At 35.0% G+C, this 24,518-nt stretch carries 24 protein-coding genes; 8 read left to right on the top strand and 16 right to left on the bottom strand.

What is annotated here, in order from left to right; all coding sequences use genetic code 11:
• Positions 1–9 precede the first annotated feature (9 nt).
• Positions 10–1,635 (top strand): Ig-like domain-containing domain, encoded by a 1,626-nt coding sequence (locus AT685_RS02980; RefSeq protein WP_072151493.1) that lies wholly within the window; start codon positions 10–12, stop codon positions 1,633–1,635.
• Here AT685_RS02980 and AT685_RS02975 read toward each other — a convergent pair.
• A complete protein-coding gene (locus AT685_RS02975) occupies positions 1,632–2,657 on the bottom strand; it encodes an alcohol dehydrogenase catalytic domain-containing protein (RefSeq protein WP_072151492.1) in 1,026 nt (341 codons plus the stop codon). The genes AT685_RS02980 and AT685_RS02975 overlap by 4 nt on opposite strands.
• A gap of 60 nt (positions 2,658–2,717) precedes the next feature.
• Between AT685_RS02975 and AT685_RS02970 the strand changes: the two genes are divergently transcribed.
• From AT685_RS02970 to AT685_RS02945, 6 genes are all read left to right on the top strand, one after another.
• Complete coding sequence (locus AT685_RS02970) at positions 2,718–3,599, top strand: MerR family transcriptional regulator (RefSeq protein WP_072151491.1); 882 nt, start codon at positions 2,718–2,720, stop codon at positions 3,597–3,599.
• Between the two features lie 96 nt (positions 3,600–3,695).
• Positions 3,696–5,168: a phytoene desaturase family protein gene (locus AT685_RS02965; RefSeq protein ID WP_420021840.1), complete on the top strand. Its 1,473-nt coding sequence runs from the start codon at positions 3,696–3,698 to the stop codon at positions 5,166–5,168.
• Entirely contained in the window at positions 5,165–6,016 is an 852-nt protein-coding gene (locus AT685_RS02960) for a phytoene/squalene synthase family protein (protein ID WP_072151490.1), read from the top strand. The genes AT685_RS02965 and AT685_RS02960 overlap by 4 nt, the downstream gene beginning before the upstream one ends.
• Positions 6,013–7,218, top strand: a complete 1,206-nt coding sequence (locus AT685_RS02955) for a glycosyltransferase (RefSeq protein ID WP_072151489.1) — start codon at positions 6,013–6,015, stop codon at positions 7,216–7,218. The genes AT685_RS02960 and AT685_RS02955 overlap by 4 nt, the downstream gene beginning before the upstream one ends.
• 4 nt (positions 7,219–7,222) lie before the next feature.
• Positions 7,223–7,693, top strand: coding sequence for a sterol desaturase family protein (locus AT685_RS02950; protein ID WP_320409067.1), 471 nt, complete (start codon positions 7,223–7,225; stop codon positions 7,691–7,693).
• Positions 7,690–8,394, top strand: coding sequence for a lycopene cyclase domain-containing protein (locus AT685_RS02945; RefSeq protein WP_072151488.1), 705 nt, complete (start codon positions 7,690–7,692; stop codon positions 8,392–8,394). Before AT685_RS02950 ends, AT685_RS02945 begins: the two co-directional genes overlap by 4 nt.
• Here the strand turns inward: AT685_RS02945 and AT685_RS02940 are convergent.
• The 15 genes from AT685_RS02940 to AT685_RS02870 all read right to left on the bottom strand — a co-directional run bounded on the left by AT685_RS02940 (position 8,391) and on the right by AT685_RS02870 (position 23,390).
• Entirely contained in the window at positions 8,391–9,416 is a 1,026-nt protein-coding gene (locus AT685_RS02940; RefSeq protein ID WP_072151487.1) for a zinc-dependent alcohol dehydrogenase, read from the bottom strand. The two genes, AT685_RS02945 and AT685_RS02940, sit on opposite strands and share 4 nt — an antisense overlap.
• Before the next feature lie 17 nt (positions 9,417–9,433).
• The gene (locus AT685_RS02935; protein WP_072151486.1) at positions 9,434–10,651 is read right to left on the bottom strand and encodes a 3-hydroxyacyl-CoA dehydrogenase; all 1,218 of its coding nucleotides are present in this window, start codon (positions 10,649–10,651) and stop codon (positions 9,434–9,436) included.
• A gap of 20 nt (positions 10,652–10,671) precedes the next feature.
• Positions 10,672–11,037 carry a hypothetical protein gene (locus AT685_RS02930; RefSeq protein ID WP_072151485.1) on the bottom strand — a complete coding sequence of 122 codons (366 nt, stop codon included), beginning with the start codon at positions 11,035–11,037 and terminating at the stop codon, positions 10,672–10,674.
• A complete protein-coding gene (locus AT685_RS02925; protein WP_072151484.1) occupies positions 11,018–11,248 on the bottom strand; it encodes a hypothetical protein in 231 nt (76 codons plus the stop codon). The genes AT685_RS02930 and AT685_RS02925 overlap by 20 nt, the downstream gene beginning before the upstream one ends.
• The gene (locus tag AT685_RS02920; protein WP_072151483.1) at positions 11,226–12,767 is read right to left on the bottom strand and encodes an N-acetylmuramoyl-L-alanine amidase family protein; all 1,542 of its coding nucleotides are present in this window, start codon (positions 12,765–12,767) and stop codon (positions 11,226–11,228) included. The genes AT685_RS02925 and AT685_RS02920 overlap by 23 nt, the downstream gene beginning before the upstream one ends.
• Positions 12,739–13,776: a proline iminopeptidase-family hydrolase gene (locus tag AT685_RS02915; RefSeq protein WP_072151482.1), complete on the bottom strand. Its 1,038-nt coding sequence runs from the start codon at positions 13,774–13,776 to the stop codon at positions 12,739–12,741. Before AT685_RS02915 ends, AT685_RS02920 begins: the two co-directional genes overlap by 29 nt.
• Before the next feature lie 228 nt (positions 13,777–14,004).
• Positions 14,005–14,445 carry a ribose 5-phosphate isomerase B gene (rpiB, locus tag AT685_RS02910; protein WP_072151481.1) on the bottom strand — a complete coding sequence of 147 codons (441 nt, stop codon included), beginning with the start codon at positions 14,443–14,445 and terminating at the stop codon, positions 14,005–14,007.
• Positions 14,446–14,531: 86 nt separating this feature from the next.
• Positions 14,532–15,806, bottom strand: a complete 1,275-nt coding sequence (locus tag AT685_RS02905) for a tetratricopeptide repeat protein (RefSeq protein ID WP_072151480.1) — start codon at positions 15,804–15,806, stop codon at positions 14,532–14,534.
• 4 nt (positions 15,807–15,810) lie between these two features.
• On the bottom strand, positions 15,811–17,025 hold the full coding sequence (locus AT685_RS02900; RefSeq protein ID WP_143713094.1) for a BamG family beta-barrel-assembly machinery protein: 1,215 nt from the start codon (positions 17,023–17,025) through the stop codon (positions 15,811–15,813).
• A gap of 5 nt (positions 17,026–17,030) precedes the next feature.
• Complete coding sequence (locus tag AT685_RS02895) at positions 17,031–18,146, bottom strand: hypothetical protein (RefSeq protein WP_072151478.1); 1,116 nt, start codon at positions 18,144–18,146, stop codon at positions 17,031–17,033.
• Positions 18,143–18,769, bottom strand: coding sequence for a D-glycero-beta-D-manno-heptose 1,7-bisphosphate 7-phosphatase (gmhB, locus tag AT685_RS02890; protein WP_072151477.1), 627 nt, complete (start codon positions 18,767–18,769; stop codon positions 18,143–18,145). The genes AT685_RS02895 and gmhB overlap by 4 nt, the downstream gene beginning before the upstream one ends.
• Positions 18,766–20,274: a glycogen synthase GlgA gene (glgA, locus tag AT685_RS02885; RefSeq protein WP_072151476.1), complete on the bottom strand. Its 1,509-nt coding sequence runs from the start codon at positions 20,272–20,274 to the stop codon at positions 18,766–18,768. The genes gmhB and glgA overlap by 4 nt, the downstream gene beginning before the upstream one ends.
• 188 nt (positions 20,275–20,462) lie before the next feature.
• Positions 20,463–22,559 (bottom strand): elongation factor G, encoded by a 2,097-nt coding sequence (gene fusA / locus AT685_RS02880; RefSeq protein WP_072150129.1) that lies wholly within the window; start codon positions 22,557–22,559, stop codon positions 20,463–20,465.
• A 29-nt stretch (positions 22,560–22,588) separates the two neighbouring features.
• A complete protein-coding gene (locus tag AT685_RS02875; RefSeq protein ID WP_072151475.1) occupies positions 22,589–22,975 on the bottom strand; it encodes a DUF948 domain-containing protein in 387 nt (128 codons plus the stop codon).
• Between the two features lie 64 nt (positions 22,976–23,039).
• A complete protein-coding gene (locus tag AT685_RS02870; protein ID WP_072150123.1) occupies positions 23,040–23,390 on the bottom strand; it encodes a YtxH domain-containing protein in 351 nt (116 codons plus the stop codon).
• Between the two features lie 254 nt (positions 23,391–23,644).
• Between AT685_RS02870 and AT685_RS02865 the strand changes: the two genes are divergently transcribed.
• Positions 23,645–24,518, top strand: an 874-nt coding sequence (locus AT685_RS02865) for a type I restriction endonuclease (RefSeq protein WP_072151474.1), incomplete at its 3' end; no start/stop codon positions are given.

The raw sequence follows: 24,518 nt of genomic DNA, 5'->3' as shown, positions 1-24,518 counted from the left end.
TAACAAAAAATGGATAAACTTCTTTACCTGACCTTCGTCCTAATTCTCATCGGATGCGCAACACAAGTTCCACCATCTGGCGGTCCACCTGATACAACACCACCGGAGATAATAAAAACTTATCCCAAAAATGGCACAGTTAATTTCAAAGATAATCATGTTGAAGTTGAATTCAGCGAATATATTGATAAACGCTCGGCTCAAGATGCAATTTACATCTCTCCATATATCAATGGCGAAATCAAATACAAATGGTCAGGGAGAAGATTAAGGATAATTTTTCCAGAAAAACTTAAAGATAGCACAACTTATGTTATAACTTTTGGAACAGAGATTAAAGATTTAAATGCTGGAAATAAGATGAATGAATCATTTACACTTGCATTTTCAACTGGTTCTGTTATTGATTCTGGCTCAATTGAAGGAAAAATATTCACACAAAAAGGAAACTTCATGGTTTTTGCATACAAAATTGATGGAATAAACCCAGATACACTTTCCCCGCTTCATACGAAGCCTGACTATGTAACTCAAGCAGGAAAAGATGGAAACTTCAAGTTTCAATTCATCAGATTTGGCAAATACAGACTGTTCGCAATAAACGATAAGATGAAAAATCTTTTATATAATCCCACCGATGACGAATATGGGGTCTTTTGGAAAGACATTGAAATCTTACCGCAGAACCAAAGTTTATCAAATATAATTTTTAAGACCACAATTGAAGACACAAGCAAACCATTTGTCTCATCGGTGAATGTGGTTGATAACTCTCATATACTTCTAAAGTTTTCAGAAAAGATAAACCCGGAAAGCGCCTCAATAAAAATTGCAAAAAATGATACTCAAACTATTCCAGTCATATCACAAATTTACCCCGATAGCAGTAAATTAATTCTAATTCTATCCGAGAAGCTTAACCCCACAAATAAGTATAAATTAACTCTTTCAGGGATTACAGATCTTGCTGGAAATGAACTTGATACATACATTCATGAAATTTCAAATGGATTTTTGCCCGATACAACAGCACCATCTTTAATTTTCTCAATCCCATCGCAAGATGAAACTGATGTAAACCTTAAACCCGAAATCAAACTTCTCTTTGATGATTTTTTGAATCCAGAATCAAAAGCAAAACTTATTGACTCAATCGGAAATGAGCTAAAAATTAAAATTGAACAAAATTTAAACAAACTCACAGTTGAACCCGACGCTGAACTTAAACCAAACGGAGTTTATATACTTAAAATTTTTAACCTCAGCGATATTGATAACAACCTTCAAAAAGATACCTTGGTATTATCCTTTAAAACCGTTGACCCATCAACTTGGGGAACGATTGAAGGAAATATCATCTGTGAAGATACAGACTCACAAGTTATTGTCACAGCAGTTGAAACTTCAAAAGGTAAAAAATATATCACAAGAACAAAATGCAACTCAAAATTTACCATTGACCAAATCCCGCAGGGTAGATACTTAATTGAAGCTTTCATTGACTCAAACGGAAACGGGAAATATGACTATGGGAGAGTCTTTCCATTTACGCCATCAGAAAGGTTTACCATTTACCCAGATACTGTAAAGGTCAGGGCAAGATGGACAGTTGAAAACATCAATATAAAATTTTAATCAAAGACGATCATGCACTTCAAAGATTCTCCAGCGCTTGCAGTTAACATAAAAGCATCAAGCGTATTTTCTATTTTAAATCTATGGGTGACAAATTTTTCAGCTTTTATTATCCCCTTGCTTATTAATTCCAGAGCTTCAACCGTATCATCCGGACCAGCGGAATAGCTTGGGATTATTGAAATTTCCTTGAAATAAACTTCATATGGTTTTATTTCAAGTATTGCATCATCAGGGGTTGGTGTAAATAAAACAAGTTTCCCTCCCTTTGCAACGATCTCAAGTCCTGAATAAATTGCTTCAATTGTCCCTGGTCCAACTATGACGACATCAGCACCGTAACCTCCTGTAATTTCAAAGACTTTTTCCTTCACACTTTCATTTGAAAAATCAATAACATAATCGGCGCCATTTTCAATTGCCTTTTCAAGCCGATATTTTACTTTATCAACTCCAATTGTGAGCTCAGCTCCGTAAAATTTCGCAAGTTTTACATTCACCTGTCCCATAAATCCAAGTCCAAGAATGACAACATAATCACCTTTCTTCACACCCGCTCTTTTAAAAGCCTTAACAGAACAAGCCACTGGCTCAACAATTGCGCCATCTTCAAATGAAAGATGGTCAGGCAACTTCAATGTATCATTTCTGAGATTGACATTTGGAACTTTGATAAATTCTGCAATCCCTCCAGGTATTATTTTTGAGTTTTTCCATACATCACACATAACATAATTCCCCCTTTTACAATATCTGCATTCCATACAAGGGGCGTGATGATGGACAAATACTCTATCACCCGGTTTGAACTTATCAACATCTTCCCCGACTTCAACAACAACACCGCTGATCTCATGTCCTATCACAATAGGTGCTTTCTTTTTCACATACCACTTCATCGTATCACTTGAACAAATCCCACAGGCTTTAACCTTTACAAGCATTTCGTCAGAATTTATATCCGGCAGGTCCATTTCCTCTATCCTTATATCTCCAAAGTCGTATAATTTCGCAACTTTCATAATTAAAATTTTTTTTAATTAATTTAATAAAGATCAAAAACTAATCACAAAATTATACACATGCTCCTAAAGAATAAATTTTCTATAGCTGACCTTGAAATAGCTACTGGAATAAAAGCCGGTACCATAAGGATATGGGAAAAAAGATATAAAATACTTAATCCCAAACGTGGTTCTAGAAATATCAGATATTATGATATAAACGAATTTAAAAAAATGCTAAATATATCATTCTTGTATCATCAAGGTTTAAAGATCTCAAATATAGCTGCACTTTCAGAGAGACAACTAAATCAAAAAATTAATGAGATAGCCAAACAAGATATTTTAAAAGCGAGTTTTATGAAGTTTATATCAAGTATAATTGAAATAAACATTGACGAATTTGAAAAATTGCTTGCCGAAGCCATTAATTCCTACGGTTTAGAGAAAATTTATGAGGAAATTTTGATACCAATTCTTGAAAAAATTGGTTTATTCTGGCAATCTGAAACCATCTGTCCAGGGGAAGAACACATATTTGTAAACATTATAAGAGAAGCCATCATAAAAAACGAAAAACAAGATATTAAAAGAAAAAAGCCTCTTTTATTTTTGTTGTTTTTATGCGAGAACGAGCTTCATGAAGTTAGTTTACTATTAGCAAGATATATAATACAAAAATGCGGTCATAAAGTTATATATTTAGGTCAGGCAACTCCAATTCAAGATATAATTTTATTAACCCGAAAATTACCTAACATTAACTATCTATTGACCTCTTTCGTTGCCCCGATAGATAGCAAAACATTAAACGAGATAATAGAAGCCTTACTCTCAACTCAGAAACCTATTATGATCATAGGCAGACAAGTTAAAAATATATCATTTCCAAAGAGAAGAAACTTAAATATATTTACCGACATAGGTGAATTTAAAAAATTCATCTATGAGCTTGCCTAACTACTCTCTCTAATTTTTAATATTGTTCCTGTTTTTATTTGTTTTTTGTTTAACAAATTCGTATTTTCTGTTAAACAAAATTTATTTTCCTATGCCATTAGAAGTTATTATTATCGGTTCTGGATTTTTTCTGGTCTCGCTTCATCAATTATTCTTGCAAACGCTGGATATAAAGTGAAGGTATTTGAGAAAAATTCATCTCCAGGGGGCAGAGCTCGCTCTTTAGAGTACAATGGTTTCAAGTTTGATATGGGTCCTACATGGTACTGGATGCCAGATGTATTTGAAAAGTTTTTTAATAGATTTAACACTACGCCTTCAAATTTTTATGAACTAATAAGGTTAAATCCTTCATATAGAGTTTATTTCGCCGAAAACGACTATGTAGATCTTCCTGTAGAGCTTGCTCAAATTATTGAATTATTTAATAAAATAGAACCAGGTTCTTCTCAAAAGTTCCTCAAGTTTTTGAGTGAAGCTGAAAAGAAATATAATTTAAGTGTTAACAAGTTTATATACTATCCTAATTTAGCCTTATCTGAGTATTTAAATAAAGAGTTTTTGTTAAACGTTTTAAAACTCAACCTTTTCAGCAGTTTTCAGAGATACATCAGAAAAAATTTTAAAAGCGAAAAGATAATTGCCATATTGCGTTTCCCTTTAATTTTTTTAGGAGGAAACCCAGAAGAGCTACCTGCTCTTTATTCTATAATGAATTACGCGGATATCAAATTAGGAACCTGGTATCCAAAAGGAGGTTTCAAAAGCGTGGTTGATTCACTATATAAACTCGCTATATCTGCAGGTGTTCAATTTAATTTTGAGGCGCCCGTTCAAAAGATAATTGTTCGCGGAAATAAAGTTAATGGTGTCATAGTAGATAAAGAAAAGATAAAAGCAGATATAGTAATAGCCACTTCAGATTACCATCATTCTGAGAGTTTACTTGATATAGAATATCGAAACTATCCCCCAAAGTACTGGGAAAGCAGAGTGTATACCCCGTCTGGAATTTTATTCTATGTTGGGTTAAAAAAGAAATTACCAAAACTACCACATCATATACTATTTTTTGACGAAAACTTTGAAGCACACATAAATAGTATTTATAAAAAACCTGAGTTTCCACCCAAACCTCAAATTTATGTAAACCTTCCATCACAAACAGAACCTGAATTAGCTCCAGAAGGCAAAGAATGTATATATTTTTTCATACCTCTTGCCCCTGGGCTCAAAGAAGACGAAGAAATAAAGCAGAGGTACTTTAACTTTGCAATTGAAAAATTTGAAAATTTAGTTGGTGAGAAAATAAAAGACTCTATTGAATTTTTTATCTCTTATGGTCCAAGTGACTTTATGAAAGATTACAACGCTTACAAGGGAAATTGTTATGGGTTAGCAAACACCTTGTTTCAAACTGCTATTTTTAAGCCTAAGATTAGAAACAGAAAAATAAAAAATCTATTTTACGCTGGTCATACGACCGTACCAGGACCGGGTGTTCCACCGTCTATAATCTCTGGCACCATTGTTTCAGACTTCATAATAAAAAATAAGGATGAGATATGAACTATTACGAAATCTACGATAGATTCTCCGAAAAATGTAGTAAAATTATTACAAATTTATATACAACTTCTTTTTCAATTGGGATATTTTTGCTGGATAGGAAAATAAGAAAGGATATATATTCAATTTACGGATTCGTTAGATTAGCAGATGAAATAGTTGATACATTTCATGACAAAGATAAACATAAACTTCTTTACGAATTTAAAGAACAAACATACCGCGCAATTAATGAAAAATTTAGTTTGAATCCTATCTTAAATAGTTTTCAGAAAACCGTAAACAAATATAAAATTGATACCGAACTTATAGAGGCATTCTTCAAAAGTATGGAAATGGATCTTTACATTAGCGACTATTCAAAAGATATTTTGAAGAATTATATCTATGGTTCTGCAGAAGTAGTCGGGCTTATGTGTTTAACCGTTTTTACTAATGGCGATAGTAAACTATACTATGAACTTAAGGAGCATGCAATTAAACTTGGGTCAGCTTTTCAGAAAATAAACTTCTTAAGAGACATAAGATACGACAACTTTATTCTTAAACGAAGATATTTTAATAAACTTGATTTAAAAACCTTAGACGAAAAAGAATTAAAAACTATCATAGATGACATTCAAGATGAATTAAGATTTGCATTGCGAGGAATACAAAAGCTGCCTAAAGAGGCTAAGTTAGGCGTTTTTGTTGCCTATTTATATTACTACTCACTTTTAAAAAAGATTAGAAAAAGCCCAATTGAAGTGCTCTGGAGAAAAAGAATTAGAATTTCAAATTTTCGGAAAATTCTCATAGCTCTAATAAGCATTATTAAAGTAAAAATTTTAAGGTTACAAAACCTATGAAAATTCTTATAGTTCCATTTAACCTCCTTTCTCATGTGGGAAGATGCTTAACAATAGCTAAATCTCTAAAGGAACAATTTCAGGTGACATTTTTAATTTCTAAAGAATATATAAGCTTTGTAGCAGAACACGGTTTTTATTATCGTATAATTCACAATCAGGATAATGATATTCTCAGCAAAGTTAAGCTTTCAGATTTTTCATGGATAAATAAACAGAATATCCTTTCAAATTTTAAGTATTTGACTTCAGCAATAAAGGAAATTAACCCAGATTTAGTAATATCTGACTCCAACATTTTTACCTCAATTTCCTGTGAATATTTAGGTGTGCCACACATTTCACTTGTAAATACTTATATGACTAGATATTTCGCTGAAAGACATACAGATATAAGTTATTTAAATATCAAGCCTAAACTTTTCATTTCTTTGCTTTATAAGCTAATCCCAGAGCCCAAAAGGTCTGAAATATTTAAAAGGGGTGAAGACATATATCTTAGAAATTTTCACGCACCTTTTAGATTTATTAGAAATCAATACACTTTAAGCGAGAAACACCATCTCTTTGATGAATTTGAGGGCGATGAAGTTTTTTTGCTTGATCCCGAGGAAATTTTTCCTATAGTCAAAAACAAAAAAACCAAAGTTATTGGCCCTATTTATTACAATCTCAATGATGTGAAAACGGAAAAGGTTAAATTCTATAAAAATAAACCGAACATTTTGATAACTTTGGGAAGTAGCGGAGATATAAAAAATTTTTTGTTTCTTGAAAAGATCAACTTAACAAAAACGTATAATGTCATATTACTTGGTGAATCATCTTTTTCTCTGCGCATAGATGGAGCTCAAAGGATAAAGTTCGCTAATATCAGACAAATTGCTGACTATATTGATGTTGTAGTATGTCACGGCGGAAATGGAACCGTGTATTCTTTTTTAAGTAAGGGCGTAGCCTCTATAACCATACCTTCCCATATTGAACAGTATTGGTTTTCTTATCAAATTCATAAAAAGGGTCTGGGCGTGTTATATAACCCCCAGAACAAAACAAGGATAAATGAAATAATTGAAAATCTGATAGATATTAGAAGGAAAGGTTTGCTAAATGACATCTCTAAGCTTTTTGATGTTGAAAGATCTGTAGAAAGTTTCAAAAGTTATCTTTTTAACTTTATTAAAAACAAAAATATGGGTTAATCTAATGATGGAGATATTTTTAACTTCAATCGTCGTATTTTTACTTATGGAACCAATTGTTTGGCTGATCCATAAATATGTAATGCATGGTTTTCTATGGGTTTTACACGAGGATCATCACAAAAAATATCCCAAGAAAGGCTTAGAAAAAAATGACATTTTTGTTTTATTTTTTGCACTGGTTAGTATAGCATTGCTATATTTAGGATTTAAGTCTGGGAATAAATTAATTTTGAGTATTGGGATCGGAATGACCATTTATGGATTCGCGTATTTCACTATGCATGATGTCTTATCTCACAGGAGGATAAACATATTTAAGAATCCTAAAAATTTTTATTTTCTTGCGGTTATAAGAGCACATAAACAACATCATAAAAACTTAGAAAAGGATAACTCAGAATGCTTCGGGTTCGTTTATCTTTTCCCAATTAAGTATTACAAACTCTCATTAAAGAAATCAAATGCGATATGAATAATAAAACATATTTGTATTTATTCCTTGACATATCGTCTATCATAATTCCTTTTATCTCGGGATTCCACAAGAAAATTAATCTCCACAAAAAATTTCCATTTATTTTTATCGCCAATTTAATTGTGATGCTACCATTTATAATTTGGGACTATATATTTGTGGGTGCAAAACTTTGGGGATTTAACGAGAAATATATAACAGGCATTAAGATACTAAACCTTCCTATTGAAGAATATCTTTTCTTTATATGTATACCCTTTGCTTGTGTTTTTACACATCTTGCCCTTTGGAAGGTGCTTAAAATTTCAAAGTTGACTTCCAATATACATCTTTTACCCCTACTTCTAATTTTAATGGCTTCAATTTTTTTCATTTTCCAGTCCAAAATATATACAAAATTAGTGGGTTTCGTCACTTTGATTAGCTCACTCTTTACACTGTTCTTATATCGCACAAACATCATAAAATTTGCCAAAGAATTCGCGATCTCGTATCTCATTTTGTTATTCCCGTTTTTAATCGTAAATGGAACACTCACGGGTTCATTTACAGCTGAACCGATCGTCTGGTATAACGAAAACGCAATATTAGGAATTAGAGTTCTAACGATACCGATTGAGGATTTTTTATATGCCTTCTCTTTAATTATTTTGAATATTGCATTAGTAGATTTTCTAATAAAGTTGAAAAATCATTAAAATTCAATTTCATATTTTATACCTTCCCTTCGTGATAGTTTTTCAAATACCTCATGAATATGAACAATGCGATATTTCCCACTTATGAGACGAGTTAATTCATCTGAATTATCACATAAAAACTCGTAAGCTTTTCGCACATCTTGTGATGTGAAATGAAAGACTCCTTTGATCGTTATTTGATCATAGTGAATTCTCGTTGCATCAAAATTTACTTTCGTCCCAGCTGGACAACCACCAAATAAAATTACCATTCCACCTTTTGCAACAAGTTCAACGCTTTCTTCCCATACCTCTGGCTTTCCTGTGCATTCAATAACTAAATTAGGTCCTATACCCGATGTAATTTCCCTTAACCTATCAAAGAGGCTAAACTCTGATACATTTATAATTTCGTCTGCCCCAAAGTTTAATGCAATATCAAGTCTTTCTTTGTGTCTTCCTGCGACGATGAGATTAACATTAAAAAATTTTTTTATCGCAAGTGTAAACATTAATCCGATAGCTCCATCACCAATTACCAAAACTGAGTCCCCCTCTCGGATATTTAAATTTCTTATTCCGTTCATCACACACGAAATTGGTTCAAGAAAAGACGACTGGGTGAAGGATAAATTTTTTGGTTTTATAAACATATTCTTCTTGACAATTCTCGCTGGGACTTTGGCAAATTCGGAATACGCCCCCAAAAAGATACCTTCAAACAAATTAACACATAAATTTTCATCCCCTCTTCTACAATAATAGCACTCACCACAAGAGGCGGAATTTGCAAACATTACTTCATCACCTTCTTTGAAATTTTTAACTCCAGCTCCAACCTTATAGATAACACCTGAACACTCATGCCCGAAAAGCATTGGGAATTTAAATTTTGGATGTCCCCGAAGATACATTTTCAAATCTGTTCCACATGTAAGGGCGGACCTAACTCTAACAATAACCTCACCATCCATCGGCTCTGGAATTTTAACATCCTTTATTTCAATTTTTCTTATATTGGTTAAAAAAGCACTTAACATTTCCAACTATCACATTTTTAACTTTTAACTAAAAGCAGAGCTGGTTTGTATCTATTGGATATGAATTCCTCACAAGCAAGATTTAGAAAATTGATTATATTTTTCAAGCCAATTTGTTCCCCAAGCTCAAATGGACCAGCTGGAAATTTAACAAGTTTGAAGGCAAGATCTATATTTTCTTTGCTTGCGAGACCCTCCATCAGAGCATAAAATCCTTCGTTTATGATCATCGCAATAGTCAAAGCGAGGACAACTTTTTGCGATTCATTCAATTCATTCTTTTGGCTTAAAATTTTTTTGCATATTGTATCGGCAAGATTTATAAACTTTTTGCCAAATTTATATTTTACTTTCTCGCGCCTCAAAAAGTCATGCAGTTTTTTTTCTTTTCCAACATAATAATAAAATCCTGCGTTCGTTTTTCTGCCGAGCAAACCAGCTTCAACAAGCTTTGCTTGAAATGTAACGGGTTTAAACCTTTCTTCATAATTAAATCTCTCATAAATTGATCTTGATACAACATAATTTACATCAAGTCCCACATAATCAATCACTTCAAACGGTCCAAGTTCAAGCCCAAAAAGTTTAAATGCTTGATCTATTTCTTCTATTTCCGCAAGTCCAATCTCATACGCACGCAACGGCTCAAGATAAAAATGTCTTGAAATTCTATTAACTATAAACCCTGGCGAATCTTTAACAACGATTGGTGAATGCCCAATTTTTTTCAAAAATTCAACAGTCTTTTCAACAACCTCATCCGATGTATGCTGTGCTTTCACGACCTCAACAAGTTTCAAAACATACGGCGGATTAAAAAAATGAGTTCCGATAACCCTATACGGATTCTCCGTTGCAGAAGCAATCTTTGTGACCGACATTGAAGATGTGTTAGTCGCAAGTATAGTTGATGGAGGACATCTGTCATCAAGTTCCTGGAAGATTTTTCGCTTTACATCAATATCCTCAATCACCGCTTCAAAAACTATATCAGCAGTTATAAAATGTTTTAACTTCGTCGTCGGATGAATTTTTGTTAAAATATTATGAAACTGTTCCTTTTTAATTGTCCCTATTTCAATCGCCCTTTGAAGATGAGCCCTTATTTTTTCAAGCGCATTTTGCAATGTCTCATTTGATATGTCAAACAATATAACATCATAACCTGCTTGTGCCATAACCTGTGCAATTCCACTCCCCATTCTGCCAGCCCCAACAACTCCGATAGTGTTCATTTCTTTTTTTACTTTTGTTTTTAAATGAAACTTCCATCTGAAACTTTGTATCTTCTTATAGCTTGAACAACTGCCTTCTCAAATTCTTCAACTGGACTTACAACTATGATTTTTATCTTTGCGATTTTTATTTCCGCCTGTTCAGAACCTTCAAATTTTACATTTATCTCAACATCGTAATCCCCAATTTTAAACTCAACTTTATCAGTTTTTCTATCCGACTTTATAAAATTTTTTCTGTTTAACATCCCCCACGCCGAAATAACCGCCTTTTCAACCATTTCAACTTTTTCAATCCTTGAAAGTTTAATTTCAATCGTTACCTCATCAACCTCGGAATAACCAGTTGATTTGATTATCACATCGTTAGTTGTATCCCTTTTCATTGAAACCTTGTAAAAAAACTTTTATCTCGCCAGGATAATAATTTCTGCTATCAAAAGATTTTCTCTTTTTAACTTTCGGGGCGAGTTCAACAGCTTTGTTAATTCCCTCGCGGGCAAATTTTAAAGCTTCTTTAACCGCAGCTAAAGTTTCAAAATTCAAACCTATCGTGAGTAAAAATATGAAAACCCTAATCAGCAATTGATGCCTCATACTCTTCTTTAAATTTTTTTACAGCATTGAAAATCGTTCTTGCTATCTTCCACTGATTTGTCTCGCTTCTTAGATATTTCTCTTCTTCTGGATTTGAAAGATAGCCCATCTCAACCAGAACGCTTGGCATTGAAGCCCCGACAAGGACATAAAAACCCGCCTGGCTTACTCCATTGACTTTTATATCCAGAATTTTTCCCGCCTCCTTATGCAAAATCTCGGCAAATCTTTCGCTATTTTTAACATAAACGTTATGAGCCATCGCAGTTAATATATAGCTTTCATCAGTCAAATGCTTATATCTCTCCTCGTAATTTTCCTCAAGTTTTATGACAGCATTTTCCCTTTCCGCAATTCTAATGGCATCCTCAGTTTTACCAGGTCTTAAAATATAAACTTCAAATCCATTTGCGCTATGTGGTTTATACGGCATTGAATTACAGTGCAAACTTATAAAAATTTTACCACCATTTGAATTTGCTATCTGCCCACGCCTATATAACTCAACAAACTCATCCTCCTCTCTTGTCATAACGACCTTTATTCCAAGATTTTCAATCAGCGTTTTCAACTTTTTTGCAACAGCAAGAGTTATATCTTTCTCACGAGTTCCATAAACTCCAATCGCACCAGGGTCTTTCCCACCATGCCCAGCATCAATTACGACAACATCAAGCAAAAATTTTCTTTTGACATCTTCAATCCTTGAGATTATTTCATCAATGTAAAGTGATATTAAAATATCTGTCCCATTTTTATCGGCTATGACCTCGTAATGTTTTATCTTTGGTTTTAATTTAAAAGATATCTGAACCGAGCGCGAATGAGGTATGATTTCAATATCACTGAAAAGCTCTGGAGCTGATAGATTTTTTAAAGCGGAAATATCAACCTTAGCATTTGCAATTGTTATATAAAGCCAGTTATTTCTCCCAAGCCAGACTTCATAATCGGAAATTTTCCTTGCGGTTAAAATTTTAAATAAATAGCCGTTCTTTCTTTTTTCAACCTTTACATCGTAAACATCAAATTTGGGCAGACTCACCTCAACTGGTTCAGAGATTGAAATAATTATCATATTGTTTTTCTCATCAAACTTGAAATCGTGTGGGAAATAACGGCTGAAAATTTCAGAAAAATACTTAACAGGGACAAAAATTTTCCCAGCCCCAGAAATAACCTCAACTGGAATCTGAAAAATCTTCACTTCATCACCTGAGGACACAACGATAAAAGGGTTTTCAGATATAAACTTAAAAGTGTTGTCGGAAACTTTGAAAGTTAGCAAGTTATTTAATGTATCCGTTCTATACTCAATTCCAAGAAGCCCCAAAAGATCAGGCAAAGAAATGTAAAGAGTTTTCGCCTCACGGAATGCAGGGATCACCTCAATTTTATTGTTTATCTTAACCTTAAAAACATCGGCATTCAAAGTTTCAAAAATCAAAAGAATTAAAACAAGATATTTTAACAGCCTCATCACAAACATCTCAAAATTCAACTTTTTTCTTGCCAGCATCAACTTCTTTGATAAATTTAATTAACCCCCTGAAATAATTTTCTTGATCATCATACATACACATATGACTTCCATTTGGGCAGAAAAGGTAACTTCCGTTTTGAACCTGCGCTGCCATCCATTTCATATGCTCTGGGTCCATTGTGTCATATCTTGCACCAATGACAAGTGTTGGGACTTTAATTTTATTTAAATCTTTGGATCTATCCCATTTTTCAAGTCGCCCCGAGATTCCAAACTCACTTGGTCCCTGCATCAAAACATAAATTTTCTCATTCGTATGATTGAATGCCCTCACAACGGGATCAGGCCATTCTTCAATTGGGATTCTCAAAACATGCTTGACATAGTAATGCTTCAAAAGAAGTTCCATATATTTTGGATTTTTATACTCACCTTTCGCTTCAAAATCACGGATTTGTTTTAAAACCTCAGGTGGTATATCTTTTGATAGAACCTCATCAGCGTATCTATCATATTCAGGACAGCTTGACATCATATTTGAAATGATCAATGCTTTGAGATTTTCCTGATACTTTAGGGCATATTCTATTGCGAGGATGCCACCCCAAGAATGACCAAGAAGATAAAAATTATCTTTATTAAGCCCAAGTGCTTTCCTAACCTGTTCAACCTCCTCAACAAACCTCTCCGTTACCCAGAGGGAACTGTCATCAGGTTGATCTGAATACCATGAGCCGAGCTGATCATAATAAATAAATTCTATACCCTCCTGTGGAAAGAAACTTTCAACACACTCCCAATATTCATGCGTTGAACCAGGTCCCCCGTGTAAAAGCAAAACTTTTATTCTTGGATTATTTCCAAATTTTTTCGTCCAGACCTTAAAAGTCCCCTTCGGGGTTTGAACTGAGATTAACTTCACACCACCTGTTTTAACTTTCGCCTCCTCAGGTCTGAAATACTCTTCCAGAGTTGGTTTCCCACGCTTTGCACAGGCGAACAAAAAAATTGAAACAACGGCAAGCAAAGGAATTAAACGAAACATATCACACCTAATTTTTTAATTAAATTTATCAAAACCTTCAACAAATATCAAAATTTACCCATAAAATGAAAATGCCAGCTTGACGCTGGCAAAAGAATTCATCTTATCAACCGTTGAAGTTCCATAAGAAAAAAAAACAATTTCACCGCAAACGGTAAAGGTTCATTCAAAAGCATCGTGAAATTAATCCGTCCCCAACATTGAAATTTTCTCCCTTATCAACTTAATTTAAAGTCCCGTCAACTTATGTATTTTCTCAACCCTTCGCTCATGTCTTCCACCTTCAAACTCCGTCTCAAGCCAGACTTTAACTATTTCTTTTGCGATCTCCCATGAGATAAGCCTTGCACCAAATGTTAACACATTTGCATCATTATGCTGTCTTGAAAGCTTGGCTTCCTCAACAGAGCAGCAATTTGCAGCTCTGACACCTTTGACTTTGTTTGCAACTATAGAAACGCCAATTCCCGTGCCACATATAAAAACGCCTCTTTCACATTCTCCAACTCCAACCGCCTTAGCAGCGGGATATGCAAAGTCAGGATAATCGCTTGAATCGGGGGAAAAACAACCGAAATCAACAACTTCATGTCCAAGTTCATTCAATAATTTTTTTACTTTTTCTTTATATTCAAATCCAGCGTGATCGCTCGCAACGGCTATTTTCATGGTGGGGAAATTTTTATTTTTAAAATAAAAACGCAGGCAAACGCCTGCGAAATTAAAAACCTTATTCCAAAAATGAGCTTAGGAATTTATATTCTATAAGGCACAGTGATGCTCTCACCTATCCAGTCATAACATCCACCAGTTATCGCAATTTTGCCTTCTTTTATTTTTCTTTTATTAAAGAAATAATCCTCCTGGGTTGGGACAAGTGTCTCCAGATTTTTTATTCTTTGATTTGCTTCATTTGCAACGCTTGGATCAATTCTTTTCGCAAGTTCATAATACTCAACCGCAAGTTGATAAACAAGTTTATCTACAAAATCAATCTTTGTCCAATCGCCTCCTTTTGTCGTTTTAACACATTTTGCAACAGCTGCTTCATAGATCTGTGCTATTTCAAGATATGGTCTTCCCCAGTTTTTATCCTTTGCCATAGCCCTCCTTGCCCAAATCCTCGCCTGCTCAAAATTGTCAAGCTCACGATAGCAAACCGCAATGTTGAGTATTATCTCCTTTGCATCTGGGTTAATCTTCAATGAGCGATTATAAACATCAATTGCTTTCTTATACTCCCCAACACGCTGATAGCAGTAACCAAGGCGATTCCAGTAAGTTTCGTTATCAGGAAATTTTTTTGTCAACTTCTCAAGATATGGAATTGCATTTCTATAATCCTCCGCACGAATATAAAGGTTAGCAATCGTCCATATAAGTTCTGTATTCTCTGGATCTACCTCAAGTCGTTTCTTGTTAAGTTCAATTAACTCGCTTATATCCTTCACAAGCGCTCTCAATCTATCATTTGCAGTTACATTTTGGGGATCTTTATCAAGGACTTTACGATATAATTCAATTGCTTTCTCCCTATACTCTGGGTTTTCCTCCATATGTTTTATGTAAAGGACACCAAGGCGATCAATATAGTAAAATTCTATATGCTCAAAATCAAGCTCAATCCCTTTCTCGTATGCCTGTATCGCTTCAATCTCCCTGTTTGTATAATAATTTTCAAGAACATACCCTTTTCTCAAATAATACTCAGATGCGTTCTCAGGATGATACTTTATCGCATTGTCATAAATTATCAAAAGTGTATCAGCGTATTGTGTTTTCTTTTCTGGTGGCGCTTCTTCATAAAATTTAAGATAAATTTTCTCCATCGCCTTATAAAGAGTTTTAAACCTCGTCGGCTGCATCTCCATAACTTTCCACCCGTATGGGAAAGCACTTACATAGTCCCCAGTTTTGAAATATTCATAAAATAAAGACCAATTTTTCAAAACTTCTATTGAATCCTGCTGGGTCCCCTGTGCGAAAATTACCCCGGAAATAAAAAATAATGTCAAAATTACCTTTCTCATTTTGCTAATCCTCAAGTTTTTGTTTTACAAACCAAATTTCTCCTGTATTTACTCCGATTGAAATCCTTAAAATCCTGTCCCGCACTATTTCAAGATCACCTCTAATTCCATACTCAATTGCCAAATTCAACCTCGTGTCAAAACTCACAGGAAAACCAAACCCAACAGTTAAAAATAACTCGTTTATTTGCTTCTCATCTATTTTAAAATATGTTCTGTTATAAAAAATTCCAAATCTGTAAGATGTCTTTTCAAAAAAACCAGCGGTCACTTCTCTTGACGGTAAAATCTCAAGCCCAGTTCCAACCCTTAAAGCATCGGTTATCTCAGGTGGATGCTCGCCGTTAATTTCAAACTTTCTCCAGTTCTGATAATAAACATCGCCTGAAAATTGAACCCTATCTCTCACAAAATAACTCAAACCGAAACCAGCCCTATAAGGTAACTTCAATTTTAACTCATTAACTTCTGAAATAGTTGAGCCACCTGGCACAGGAACGGTATACTCAACGGATGTCAAACCTTTTAAATTAACGGGTGAAGAAAACACAAATCCCATTGTAAAAGAATTTCTCCCAACGCCAAGCCCATAAGCAATTCCAGCGGTAAAGCCAAGCCCCCCACAATTTCTCTCACGCTTTATTCTTGAGAAGAAAAATTCAGAGCTTCCAAAATCAACATCCCATGAATTAATTATCGTCCCAAAGTAATATTCACCCCTAACACCAATGCTTAGTTTACCGAATGGCTTAAATGAAAACCCAAAGATGAAATTTGAAATTCCACCCTCACCTTTATATGACTGAGAGAAATATCTATTTTCAATCAACGAATCTTTATTAACAGCATAATTTACCTTGCTAAACGGCATTACGCCAGTTGCAAATGTCAATCCATGTTTTTTCCATAGTGGAATTGCAAACATAACTCCATCAAAATTTCCACTTGTCAAAAAAGTATTTTTAAATCTATCCTGCGTTGATGTGCCCTCATAAAGATAACCACCTGAAACTCTCACCCTTGCAAGCTCGCTCCATAAAGCTGGATTATATCGGTTTATATAAATCGGGTCAAAGAGAGCAATCCCAAGCCCACCAAGTCCAGCAGTTTTATCAACCGTTGAAAAACGCAAAACTCCAAGACCAAACCTTGAATAAATTGAACCTCCAGCAATTGAAATTGAATAAAGAAAAAACAAAATTAAAAATTTAAATCTCATCTGCCCTAAATCCCAGGTTTTGTTGTGTAATAGATTTTTAACTTTGGTTTCCTATCTGTGTAATGAAAAACAAGGCGATCAAAATTATCAACTTCTGAAAAACTCCTTACTAAAATCCCATTATTTGCTTCTCCATTCACCCAGCGTTGAACTGGGGTTGTAAGCGGAATTATGTATTCAATTGTGTCAAGCGGATTTCTCACGCCAAGATAATTCCCCTCAAATCCACCTATTGATCTTTTAACAAGGTTAACATCTGTTATAAATCCAGCAAGTATTGAATCAACACCATCCTTATATTTCTTTTTTTCCTTCAAATACAGAGTAACTTCCGCACGATTTATAATTATATTTTTGGGAAGTCTTGACACATCAAACTTTAAAATGCTTCTTAATCCAACCCCAGCCTGAAGAACGATGTAATTTGTATCAATTTGCTCATTTAATCTCGCAATATATCCATCACTTCCATAAAAAAATCTTATGGTATCAAGGTCATTTTCCCTGCGAATCACAATCTCAAGTGCGGGGGTAAAAAGTATTTCATCAAGCGAATTAAATCCCCAAATAACGCCCGAGTTTTGGGGCTTGAGGTAAAGTCCGTAATTTCGCCCGTTGAGCCATTCCCTCACAACTCCCGTGTCAATTTTAAAATAATTGACAGAATCAGGAACAGAATTAAATTCACCTATGATTTGTGCGTCATAAAGAGTGTCATAATAGTTTGATAAAACTTTATGAGCGGTAAAATGAACAGGTAAAGTGCTATCCCCGATGAAAAATTTTGACCTGAATAATCTTATTTGCGCCCACTCCATCTTTACATCTTTTAAAGTGTCAGGAACATCAAAACGAATCAATATACTGCATGAGATGTTATCATAATTTCCGATGAGCAAAACATTTGATGATGAGTTTGAAACGAAATTTTGAATATTTTCCGCATAAACCTCAACAGAATCTTCATAAACTTTTACATTGAAAAGTTCATTATCTGGCAAAAGCCCAAACCCAACATCATTTGGCTCTTTAGCACATCCAAAAAGAAACAAAGTAAAAAATAATAAAGATAACTTTTTCAAAGCCCTTTTCGCCTTACTCTTCTCAACGATATTTTTCATTCCTTGGAGATATATTTTTTGTTGTTTTCTAAATCACCTTTATTCTCCTTCAAACACCTCTTGACTATATCAATTGCTTCTTTCAAATTCTGTGCAATAAAATCAGGTTCAAAATTTTCACCCTTGCACTTTTCATATTCCTCTTTTCCATAGCCAGTTAAAACAAGTATAGTGACCGCACCTGCTGTTTTCCCTGCTTGAATATCAATGCATCTGTCCCCGATGACGAAAGAATTCTTTAAATCAACATTTTGTTCTCTTGAAGCACGCCGAAGCATCCCATCTTTAGGTTTCCTGCATTCGCACTCAACTCTGTATTCCCCGTTACCTTCGGTTGGATGATGTGGACAATAATAATAAGCATCTATCCTCGCACCTTTTTCAGCAAGCAATTCATCAAGCCGTTTATGAATCCTGTGTAAATCTTCCTCCGTAAAATAACCTCGTGCTATGCCACTTTGATTTGTAAAGACGATGACTTTTAAACCAAGCTTGTTTGCTTCCCTTATAGCTTCGGCTGAACCATCTATCAAAACAACTTGTTCTGGGGAAGATAGAAAATTCAAATCTTCGTTTATTGTTCCATCCCTGTCAAGGAATATAGCAACATTGCGTTCGTTCATCTTGCCTTAACAGTTCGTGTCTTTTTTGTTGGCGTTACCAATTTTTGATAAAGTTCAACATACTTTTTCGCCGACGCAGTCCAAGAAAAATCCTTCAGCATTCCGTTTTTCATCAGCTTTAACCACGCTTTTCTATTTTTATAAACGGACAACGCTTTCTTCAACGCTTTAAGCAACTCCTGCCCAGAATACTTTTCAAATAAAAATCCAGTTCCTCTCCCTGTTCTGGGGTTAAATTCTTCAACTGTATCAGCAAGACCACCTGTTTTCCTCACAATTGGGACTGTTCCGTATCTTAAGCTATACATTTGATTTAAACCGCATGGTTCATATCTTGATGGCATAAGAAATATATCTGCGCCTGCTTCAATCAAATGTGCAAGCTCTTCACTGAAACCGATATGAATTCCAACCTTCCTCGGATACTTCTTTTTAATTTTTTCTAACATCTCTTCATATCTTGGCTCACCCGTGCCAAGAACAATATACTGAATGTCAAGTTTCATCATCTCATCAATTATTTCTTCAACCAGATCAAATCCTTTCTGTTCAGCAAGCCGTGAAATTTGTGCAACAACAGGAATCTTCTCATCATATTCAAGTCCAAAATGTCTCAAAAGAGCTTTTTTGTTTTCATACTTTGTCTCTATCGTTTGAATACTGTATGGAACAGGGATATATTTATCATTTTCTGGGCTCCACACGGAGTAATCAACACCGTTTAGAATTCCATAAATATCTTTTTTCCTTTTTTTAAGCACATCTGAAAGACCCGCCCCAATTTCGTCATCAGAAATTATCTCCTTTGCGTATGTTGGGCTTACTGTTGTTATAACATCAGCATAAAGTATCCCAGCCTTGAGAAAGTTAAATTTCCCGTTGTGTTCTATCTGCGGAAAAATTTCATCTGGAAGTCCCGATTTATAAAACGACTCTTTCGGGAAAACACCTTGATAACCAATGTTATGTATTGTAAGAACCGTTTTAACACCCTTAAAAAATGGTTCATCGTTGTAAATTGTTTTAAGATAAACTGGAACAAGTGCGGTTTGCCAATCATTGCAATGAATTACATCGGGACGCCATCCAAGTTTTTTGAGCGTCTCAATTATCCCCTTGGAAAAAAATATAAACCTTTCGTCGTTGTCAGGATAATCTTTTTTTGTTTTTGAATCAACATAAAGTCCATCACGATTATAGTAAAATTCATTTTCAAGAAAATAAACTTGAACTTTTACCTTTTGCCCGACAATAAAAGAAGCCTTTGCGCTCCCCCTTTGAAGTTTATCCCCAACTGGAATATCCATTTCCCTTAATCGGACTATCTCATGTATGCCGAATTTTCTTTCGCTTATAAATCCATATTTTGGCATCATCGCTCTTACCTCATGTCCAAGCTCTTTTATCGCCTGTGGAAGGGCAAAAGAAACATCCGCAAGACCTCCTGTTTTTGCAAAAGGAACAATTTCACTGGAAATAAAAAGGATATTGAGAGGATGAGTCATTAAGAACTCCTCGTGAATTTTTTAAATTTTTCCACGAAGACACAAAATTTTTTTAAAATTTAACAAAAAAAATGATAATAAACAATTTCGCCCTATTGAAGGATTTAACAGCCCCATTCATCGGAGCGAGAAATAGGTAAGATATGGGGATAAAACCCCTCCTTACATTTGTAAGGAGGGGGATAATTTCATTCTTCTTCAACCGCTTCCTTCTGCTTTTGCGCCTCCGCTATTATCTTATCTGCGATCTCCTTTGGAACTTCTTCATAATGTGAGAATTTCGCAGTGAAAATTCCACGACCCTGCGTCAAAGACCTCAATGCAGACGAATATCTATAAAGCTCTTTTTGCGGTACATATGCTTTAACAACCTGATAAGGTCCCTCAGCCGTCATCCCTATCACCTTGCCCCTTCTACTTGAAATATCACCGATCACGCTGCCCATATATTCCTCTGGAACTTTAACTTCAATTTCATAAATGGGTTCAAGCAAAACAGGATTTGCATTCATAAATGCTTTTTTAAACGCCATTGACGCTGCTATCTGGAAGGCAAGATCGGATGAATCAACTGGATGATATGAACCATAATCAAGCGTGACCTTGACATCAATTACCGGATAACCTGCAAGAACTCCTTTAGCCATCGTATCCCGAACTCCCTTTTCAACGGCTGGGATATAGTTTCTTGGGACAACTCCACCAACTATTGCATCAACAAATTCAAATCCTCCACCCCTTGGCAATGGTTCAAGCACAAGCCAGACATCACCATATTGACCTCTTCCACCCGTTTGTCTTTTATATTTGCCTTGTTCCCTTGCTTTTCCTTTAATTGTTTCACGATATGGAATTTTTGGCTCACCAAGTTCAACTTCAACTCCATACTTTTCCTTTAATCGTTTTGCAATTATCATCAAATGTGTCTCCCCTTGTCCACTTATCAATGTTTGTTGCAATTCATTATCAACTGTAAAAACAAATGTCGGGTCTTCTTCGTGCAGAGCATGTAAGCCAGCAGCTATCTTCTCTTCCTCTCCCTTATTCTTTGAGATGATCGCAAATTGAATGACCGGTTCAGGAAACTTGATCGGTGGGATTACAGCTGGAAATGTTTTCGTTGAAAGGGTATCGTTTGTGTGGGTATTTTTTAACTTGACAACCGCTCCAATATCCCCGGCATAAAACTTTTGAACCTCCTTTCTTTCTTTTCCATTCATAACATAAAGCTGACTCAATCTCTCAAGCGTCCCACTGCTCTGATTTACAAGGTCAATCCCACGAGATATTGTCCCTGAAAAAACTTTGAAAAAGGAAAATTCACCAACATGGGCTTCCGAAACAGTTTTGAAGACAAATATAACTGGCTCCCCAGAAGAATTATAGTTTAACTTTATCGCCTGTGCTGAATCATTCTTCAATGTTGCTTCAACAGACTTTTTATTAGGGCTTGGGCAATAATCAACTATGAAATCAAGAATTGGTTTAACACCGATGTTATGATATGCATCGGCACAAAAGATTGGGAAAACTTTTCTTTCAGCAAGCGCATTTATAAAACCATTTCTCAATTCCTCGTCTGTTAATCCACCGTTCTCAAAAAATTTGTTAAGTAATTCCTCATCTGTTTCAGCAATTGATTCAATCAATTCCTCGCGCAATTTCTCAGCCTTGTCCTTTAATTCACTGGGTATTTCACCCTCTGTGTAATTTCCAGAAAGATCCTTTGAAAATTTAAGTATCTTCATCCTGATGAGATCAACTATTGAATCAAAATTTGCACCTTGATTGACAGGGAATTGAACTATAACTGCCTCATGACCGAATCTTTCTCTTATTTGAGAAACTACATTGTCAAAGTTTGAATGTTCTGCATCAAGCTTATTAACCACGAAGATAACACTATTGCCCACTTCTTTAGCTGATTCCCACGCTGTTTCGGTTCCTATTTCAACGCCCTCAACCGCCTTAACGAAAAGAAGAGCCGTGTCACTGACCTTCAAACCGCTTTTCACTTCACCAATGAAATCAGCATATCCTGGCATATCAATTATGTTAATTTTTGTATCCTTCCATTCACAATGCAAAAGCGACAGATTAATTGACACCTGTTGAGCAATTTCATCAGGATGATAATCTGAAACGGTATTACCTTCCTGAACTCTCCCAAGCCGTGTTGTTACTCCTGCACTGTAAAGTATTGCTTCTGCAAATGATGTTTTCCCTGAACCCCCATGCCCGATTAAGCCAATGTTTCTAATTTTTTCTGTTGGATATTCTTTCACCACTTATCAACCTCCTTGTCTTTTTATGTTTATGCTTTTAATCTTGCGATGACGGTGCGAATTGCCTTTATCAAAGCCAAAATTCTTGTCAAACCAGACGGAAATCCCTCCAAAGATGGGGAACTGTCAGATGAAAATACACCCTTGAAACGCTGAAGATAAGATTGAACTGTCTCCGATAAATTCTGAATTGTCTCAAGCTGGGATTGAGCTTTTGATGTCACATCTACAAGTTGCACCGAGATCCTTTGAAAATTTTCAAGAATTAACGGAAGCTTTGAGTTGATTTCACCCATCGTTTTGTTCAAATTTTCAAGCAGTGAACTCAACCTTATAAAAACAATAATGAGATAAACAATAGCTATAACCGCACTCGCAAGGAGCAAAGCTGTTAAGATTTGAATTAGAAGCTCCATAACCCACCAAAGTTAATTTTAAAAATAAAAAAGGCAAGACATAATGTCTTGCCTCTGCATTCATTTAACTTTTCTTTTTCGTTTCCTCTTTATAAGTTTCAATCCCAGATTTCACCGCTTCCTTAACCGTTTCAACTTTTTGCTTTGCCGAAGAAATTATCTCATCAACCTCCCTTTTAATTTTTTCAGCTTCTTCTTTCGCTTTCTCAATCACCTCTTCCGCTTTCGCCTTTGCCTCACCAAGATATCCCTCCGCTTTCTCTTTAGCCTGTGCGGATTTTTCTTTAATTAAAGCTCTCATTTCTTTCCCACTCTTTGGTGTAAACAACATAGCAAGAACAGCCCCCAACGCACTCCCAACAAGAAATCCAATCAAAAATCCCTTGAACATCCCTTCGTTATTATCTCGTGCCATATCTAACCTCCAAAGTTTATTTTGAGAATTCAAAAATAAGATAAAAACTAATGCACAAAAAATCAAGAAAAAGAAACTTTGCCAAAAAATTCAAGTTTAACATTTTCAAAATTTACATTTTACTCATTTCTAACTTTAGCCCTATGTCAAACTATGTCTTAAACTCCACTATCTTCAACGCTTTTTAAAAACGCTTGAAATTTTATCTGGAAAATCATAACTTTAAACTGAACCAAATTAACACGAGAAGAACAATGGACAAGCTTATTGATGCCATTTCAAAGGTCAAAGACAAAATGCAAAAATTTGGGGCCCAACTTCGCCAAAATGAAATGCTCACACGCTATGTGCTTATTGACCCTATTTTGCGTGCGCTCGGATGGGACACGGAAAACCCAGAACATGTGATACCTGAAATCTCAACTCCTCAAGGTCGCCCAGACTATGGACTTTATTACAATGGAACTCCTCTGGTAATGGTGGAGGCAAAACCACTTGGAACGGATTTAAACAAAGTGAGAGATATCGGTTTTCAATATTGCTGGCAAAACAAGGTCCCATATTTTGTTCTCACAGATGGAGATGTATGGGAACTATATGATATGAATGTAGTTGGCGGGAATAATATCTTCAAAATTCAACTAAGTGAAGATACTTTGGGCGACTCTGCAAGAAAACTTTTGGCTCTATGGCGCCCAGCTATGCCAAATGTCAGCGAAAAATTTCCAGAGTTAGTAATAAGCACAATCCAACAACCTCCCAAACCAGAAACATCAAAAATTTCATTGAAGGATTTAAACCAACAAAATGTTACATATACCAAAATATCTGCTAAGATACATTTCCCCGATGGAAAAACTGCTTTTACAGAAACATGGCAAGGACTTGCTTTTGAAGTTGCTAAATGGGCTCTACCAAAATTAAAAGAGCTGGGTAAATTACCGCTTGGTAGACTTATTCGGGACACAAAAACAAAAATGGAAAAACCAAAAAGTTTAGATAAGGACTGGTTTCTTGAAACATTTTTAAGTGCTAAAGACAGTGTTCGTGAATCGGTCCGAATTTTAAAAAATGCTGGCATTGATCCTGCAACTGTATTTATTGAAGGTCGGATAATTAAGAAAATGT

The sequence above is a fragment of the Candidatus Kryptobacter tengchongensis genome (genome assembly GCF_001458555.1).
GTDB lineage: Bacteria > Bacteroidota > Ignavibacteria > Kryptoniales > Kryptoniaceae > Kryptonium > Kryptonium tengchongense.
This window is presented reverse-complemented; position numbering and strand designations above follow the sequence as displayed.

Bases quoted from the DNA above. Each gene is read 5' to 3' on its own strand.
- AT685_RS02935 (WP_072151486.1), bottom strand. From the start codon at position 10,651: ATGAACACTATCGGAGTTGTTGGGGCTGGCAGAATGGGGAGTGGAATT.
- AT685_RS02960 (WP_072151490.1), top strand. From the start codon at position 5,165: ATGAACTATTACGAAATCTACGATAGATTCTCCGAAAAATGTAGTAAA.
- AT685_RS02970 (WP_072151491.1), top strand. From the start codon at position 2,718: ATGCTCCTAAAGAATAAATTTTCTATAGCTGACCTTGAAATAGCTACT.
- AT685_RS02975 (WP_072151492.1), bottom strand. From the start codon at position 2,657: ATGAAAGTTGCGAAATTATACGACTTTGGAGATATAAGGATAGAGGAA.
- AT685_RS02940 (WP_072151487.1), bottom strand. From the start codon at position 9,416: ATGTTAAGTGCTTTTTTAACCAATATAAGAAAAATTGAAATAAAGGAT.
- AT685_RS02895 (WP_072151478.1), bottom strand. From the start codon at position 18,146: ATGAAAAATATCGTTGAGAAGAGTAAGGCGAAAAGGGCTTTGAAAAAG.
- AT685_RS02870 (WP_072150123.1), bottom strand. From the start codon at position 23,390: ATGGCACGAGATAATAACGAAGGGATGTTCAAGGGATTTTTGATTGGA.
- AT685_RS02950 (WP_320409067.1), top strand. From the start codon at position 7,223: ATGATGGAGATATTTTTAACTTCAATCGTCGTATTTTTACTTATGGAA.
- glgA (WP_072151476.1), bottom strand. From the start codon at position 20,274: ATGACTCATCCTCTCAATATCCTTTTTATTTCCAGTGAAATTGTTCCT.
- rpiB (WP_072151481.1), bottom strand. From the start codon at position 14,445: ATGAAAATAGCCGTTGCGAGCGATCACGCTGGATTTGAATATAAAGAA.
- AT685_RS02980 (WP_072151493.1), top strand. From the start codon at position 10: ATGGATAAACTTCTTTACCTGACCTTCGTCCTAATTCTCATCGGATGC.
- AT685_RS02900 (WP_143713094.1), bottom strand. From the start codon at position 17,025: ATGAGATTTAAATTTTTAATTTTGTTTTTTCTTTATTCAATTTCAATT.
- AT685_RS02925 (WP_072151484.1), bottom strand. From the start codon at position 11,248: ATGAGGCATCAATTGCTGATTAGGGTTTTCATATTTTTACTCACGATA.
- AT685_RS02920 (WP_072151483.1), bottom strand. From the start codon at position 12,767: ATGCTGGCAAGAAAAAAGTTGAATTTTGAGATGTTTGTGATGAGGCTG.
- AT685_RS02930 (WP_072151485.1), bottom strand. From the start codon at position 11,037: ATGAAAAGGGATACAACTAACGATGTGATAATCAAATCAACTGGTTAT.
- AT685_RS02905 (WP_072151480.1), bottom strand. From the start codon at position 15,806: ATGAGAAAGGTAATTTTGACATTATTTTTTATTTCCGGGGTAATTTTC.
- AT685_RS02915 (WP_072151482.1), bottom strand. From the start codon at position 13,776: ATGTTTCGTTTAATTCCTTTGCTTGCCGTTGTTTCAATTTTTTTGTTC.
- AT685_RS02945 (WP_072151488.1), top strand. From the start codon at position 7,690: ATGAATAATAAAACATATTTGTATTTATTCCTTGACATATCGTCTATC.
- gmhB (WP_072151477.1), bottom strand. From the start codon at position 18,769: ATGAACGAACGCAATGTTGCTATATTCCTTGACAGGGATGGAACAATA.
- AT685_RS02875 (WP_072151475.1), bottom strand. From the start codon at position 22,975: ATGGAGCTTCTAATTCAAATCTTAACAGCTTTGCTCCTTGCGAGTGCG.
- AT685_RS02955 (WP_072151489.1), top strand. From the start codon at position 6,013: ATGAAAATTCTTATAGTTCCATTTAACCTCCTTTCTCATGTGGGAAGA.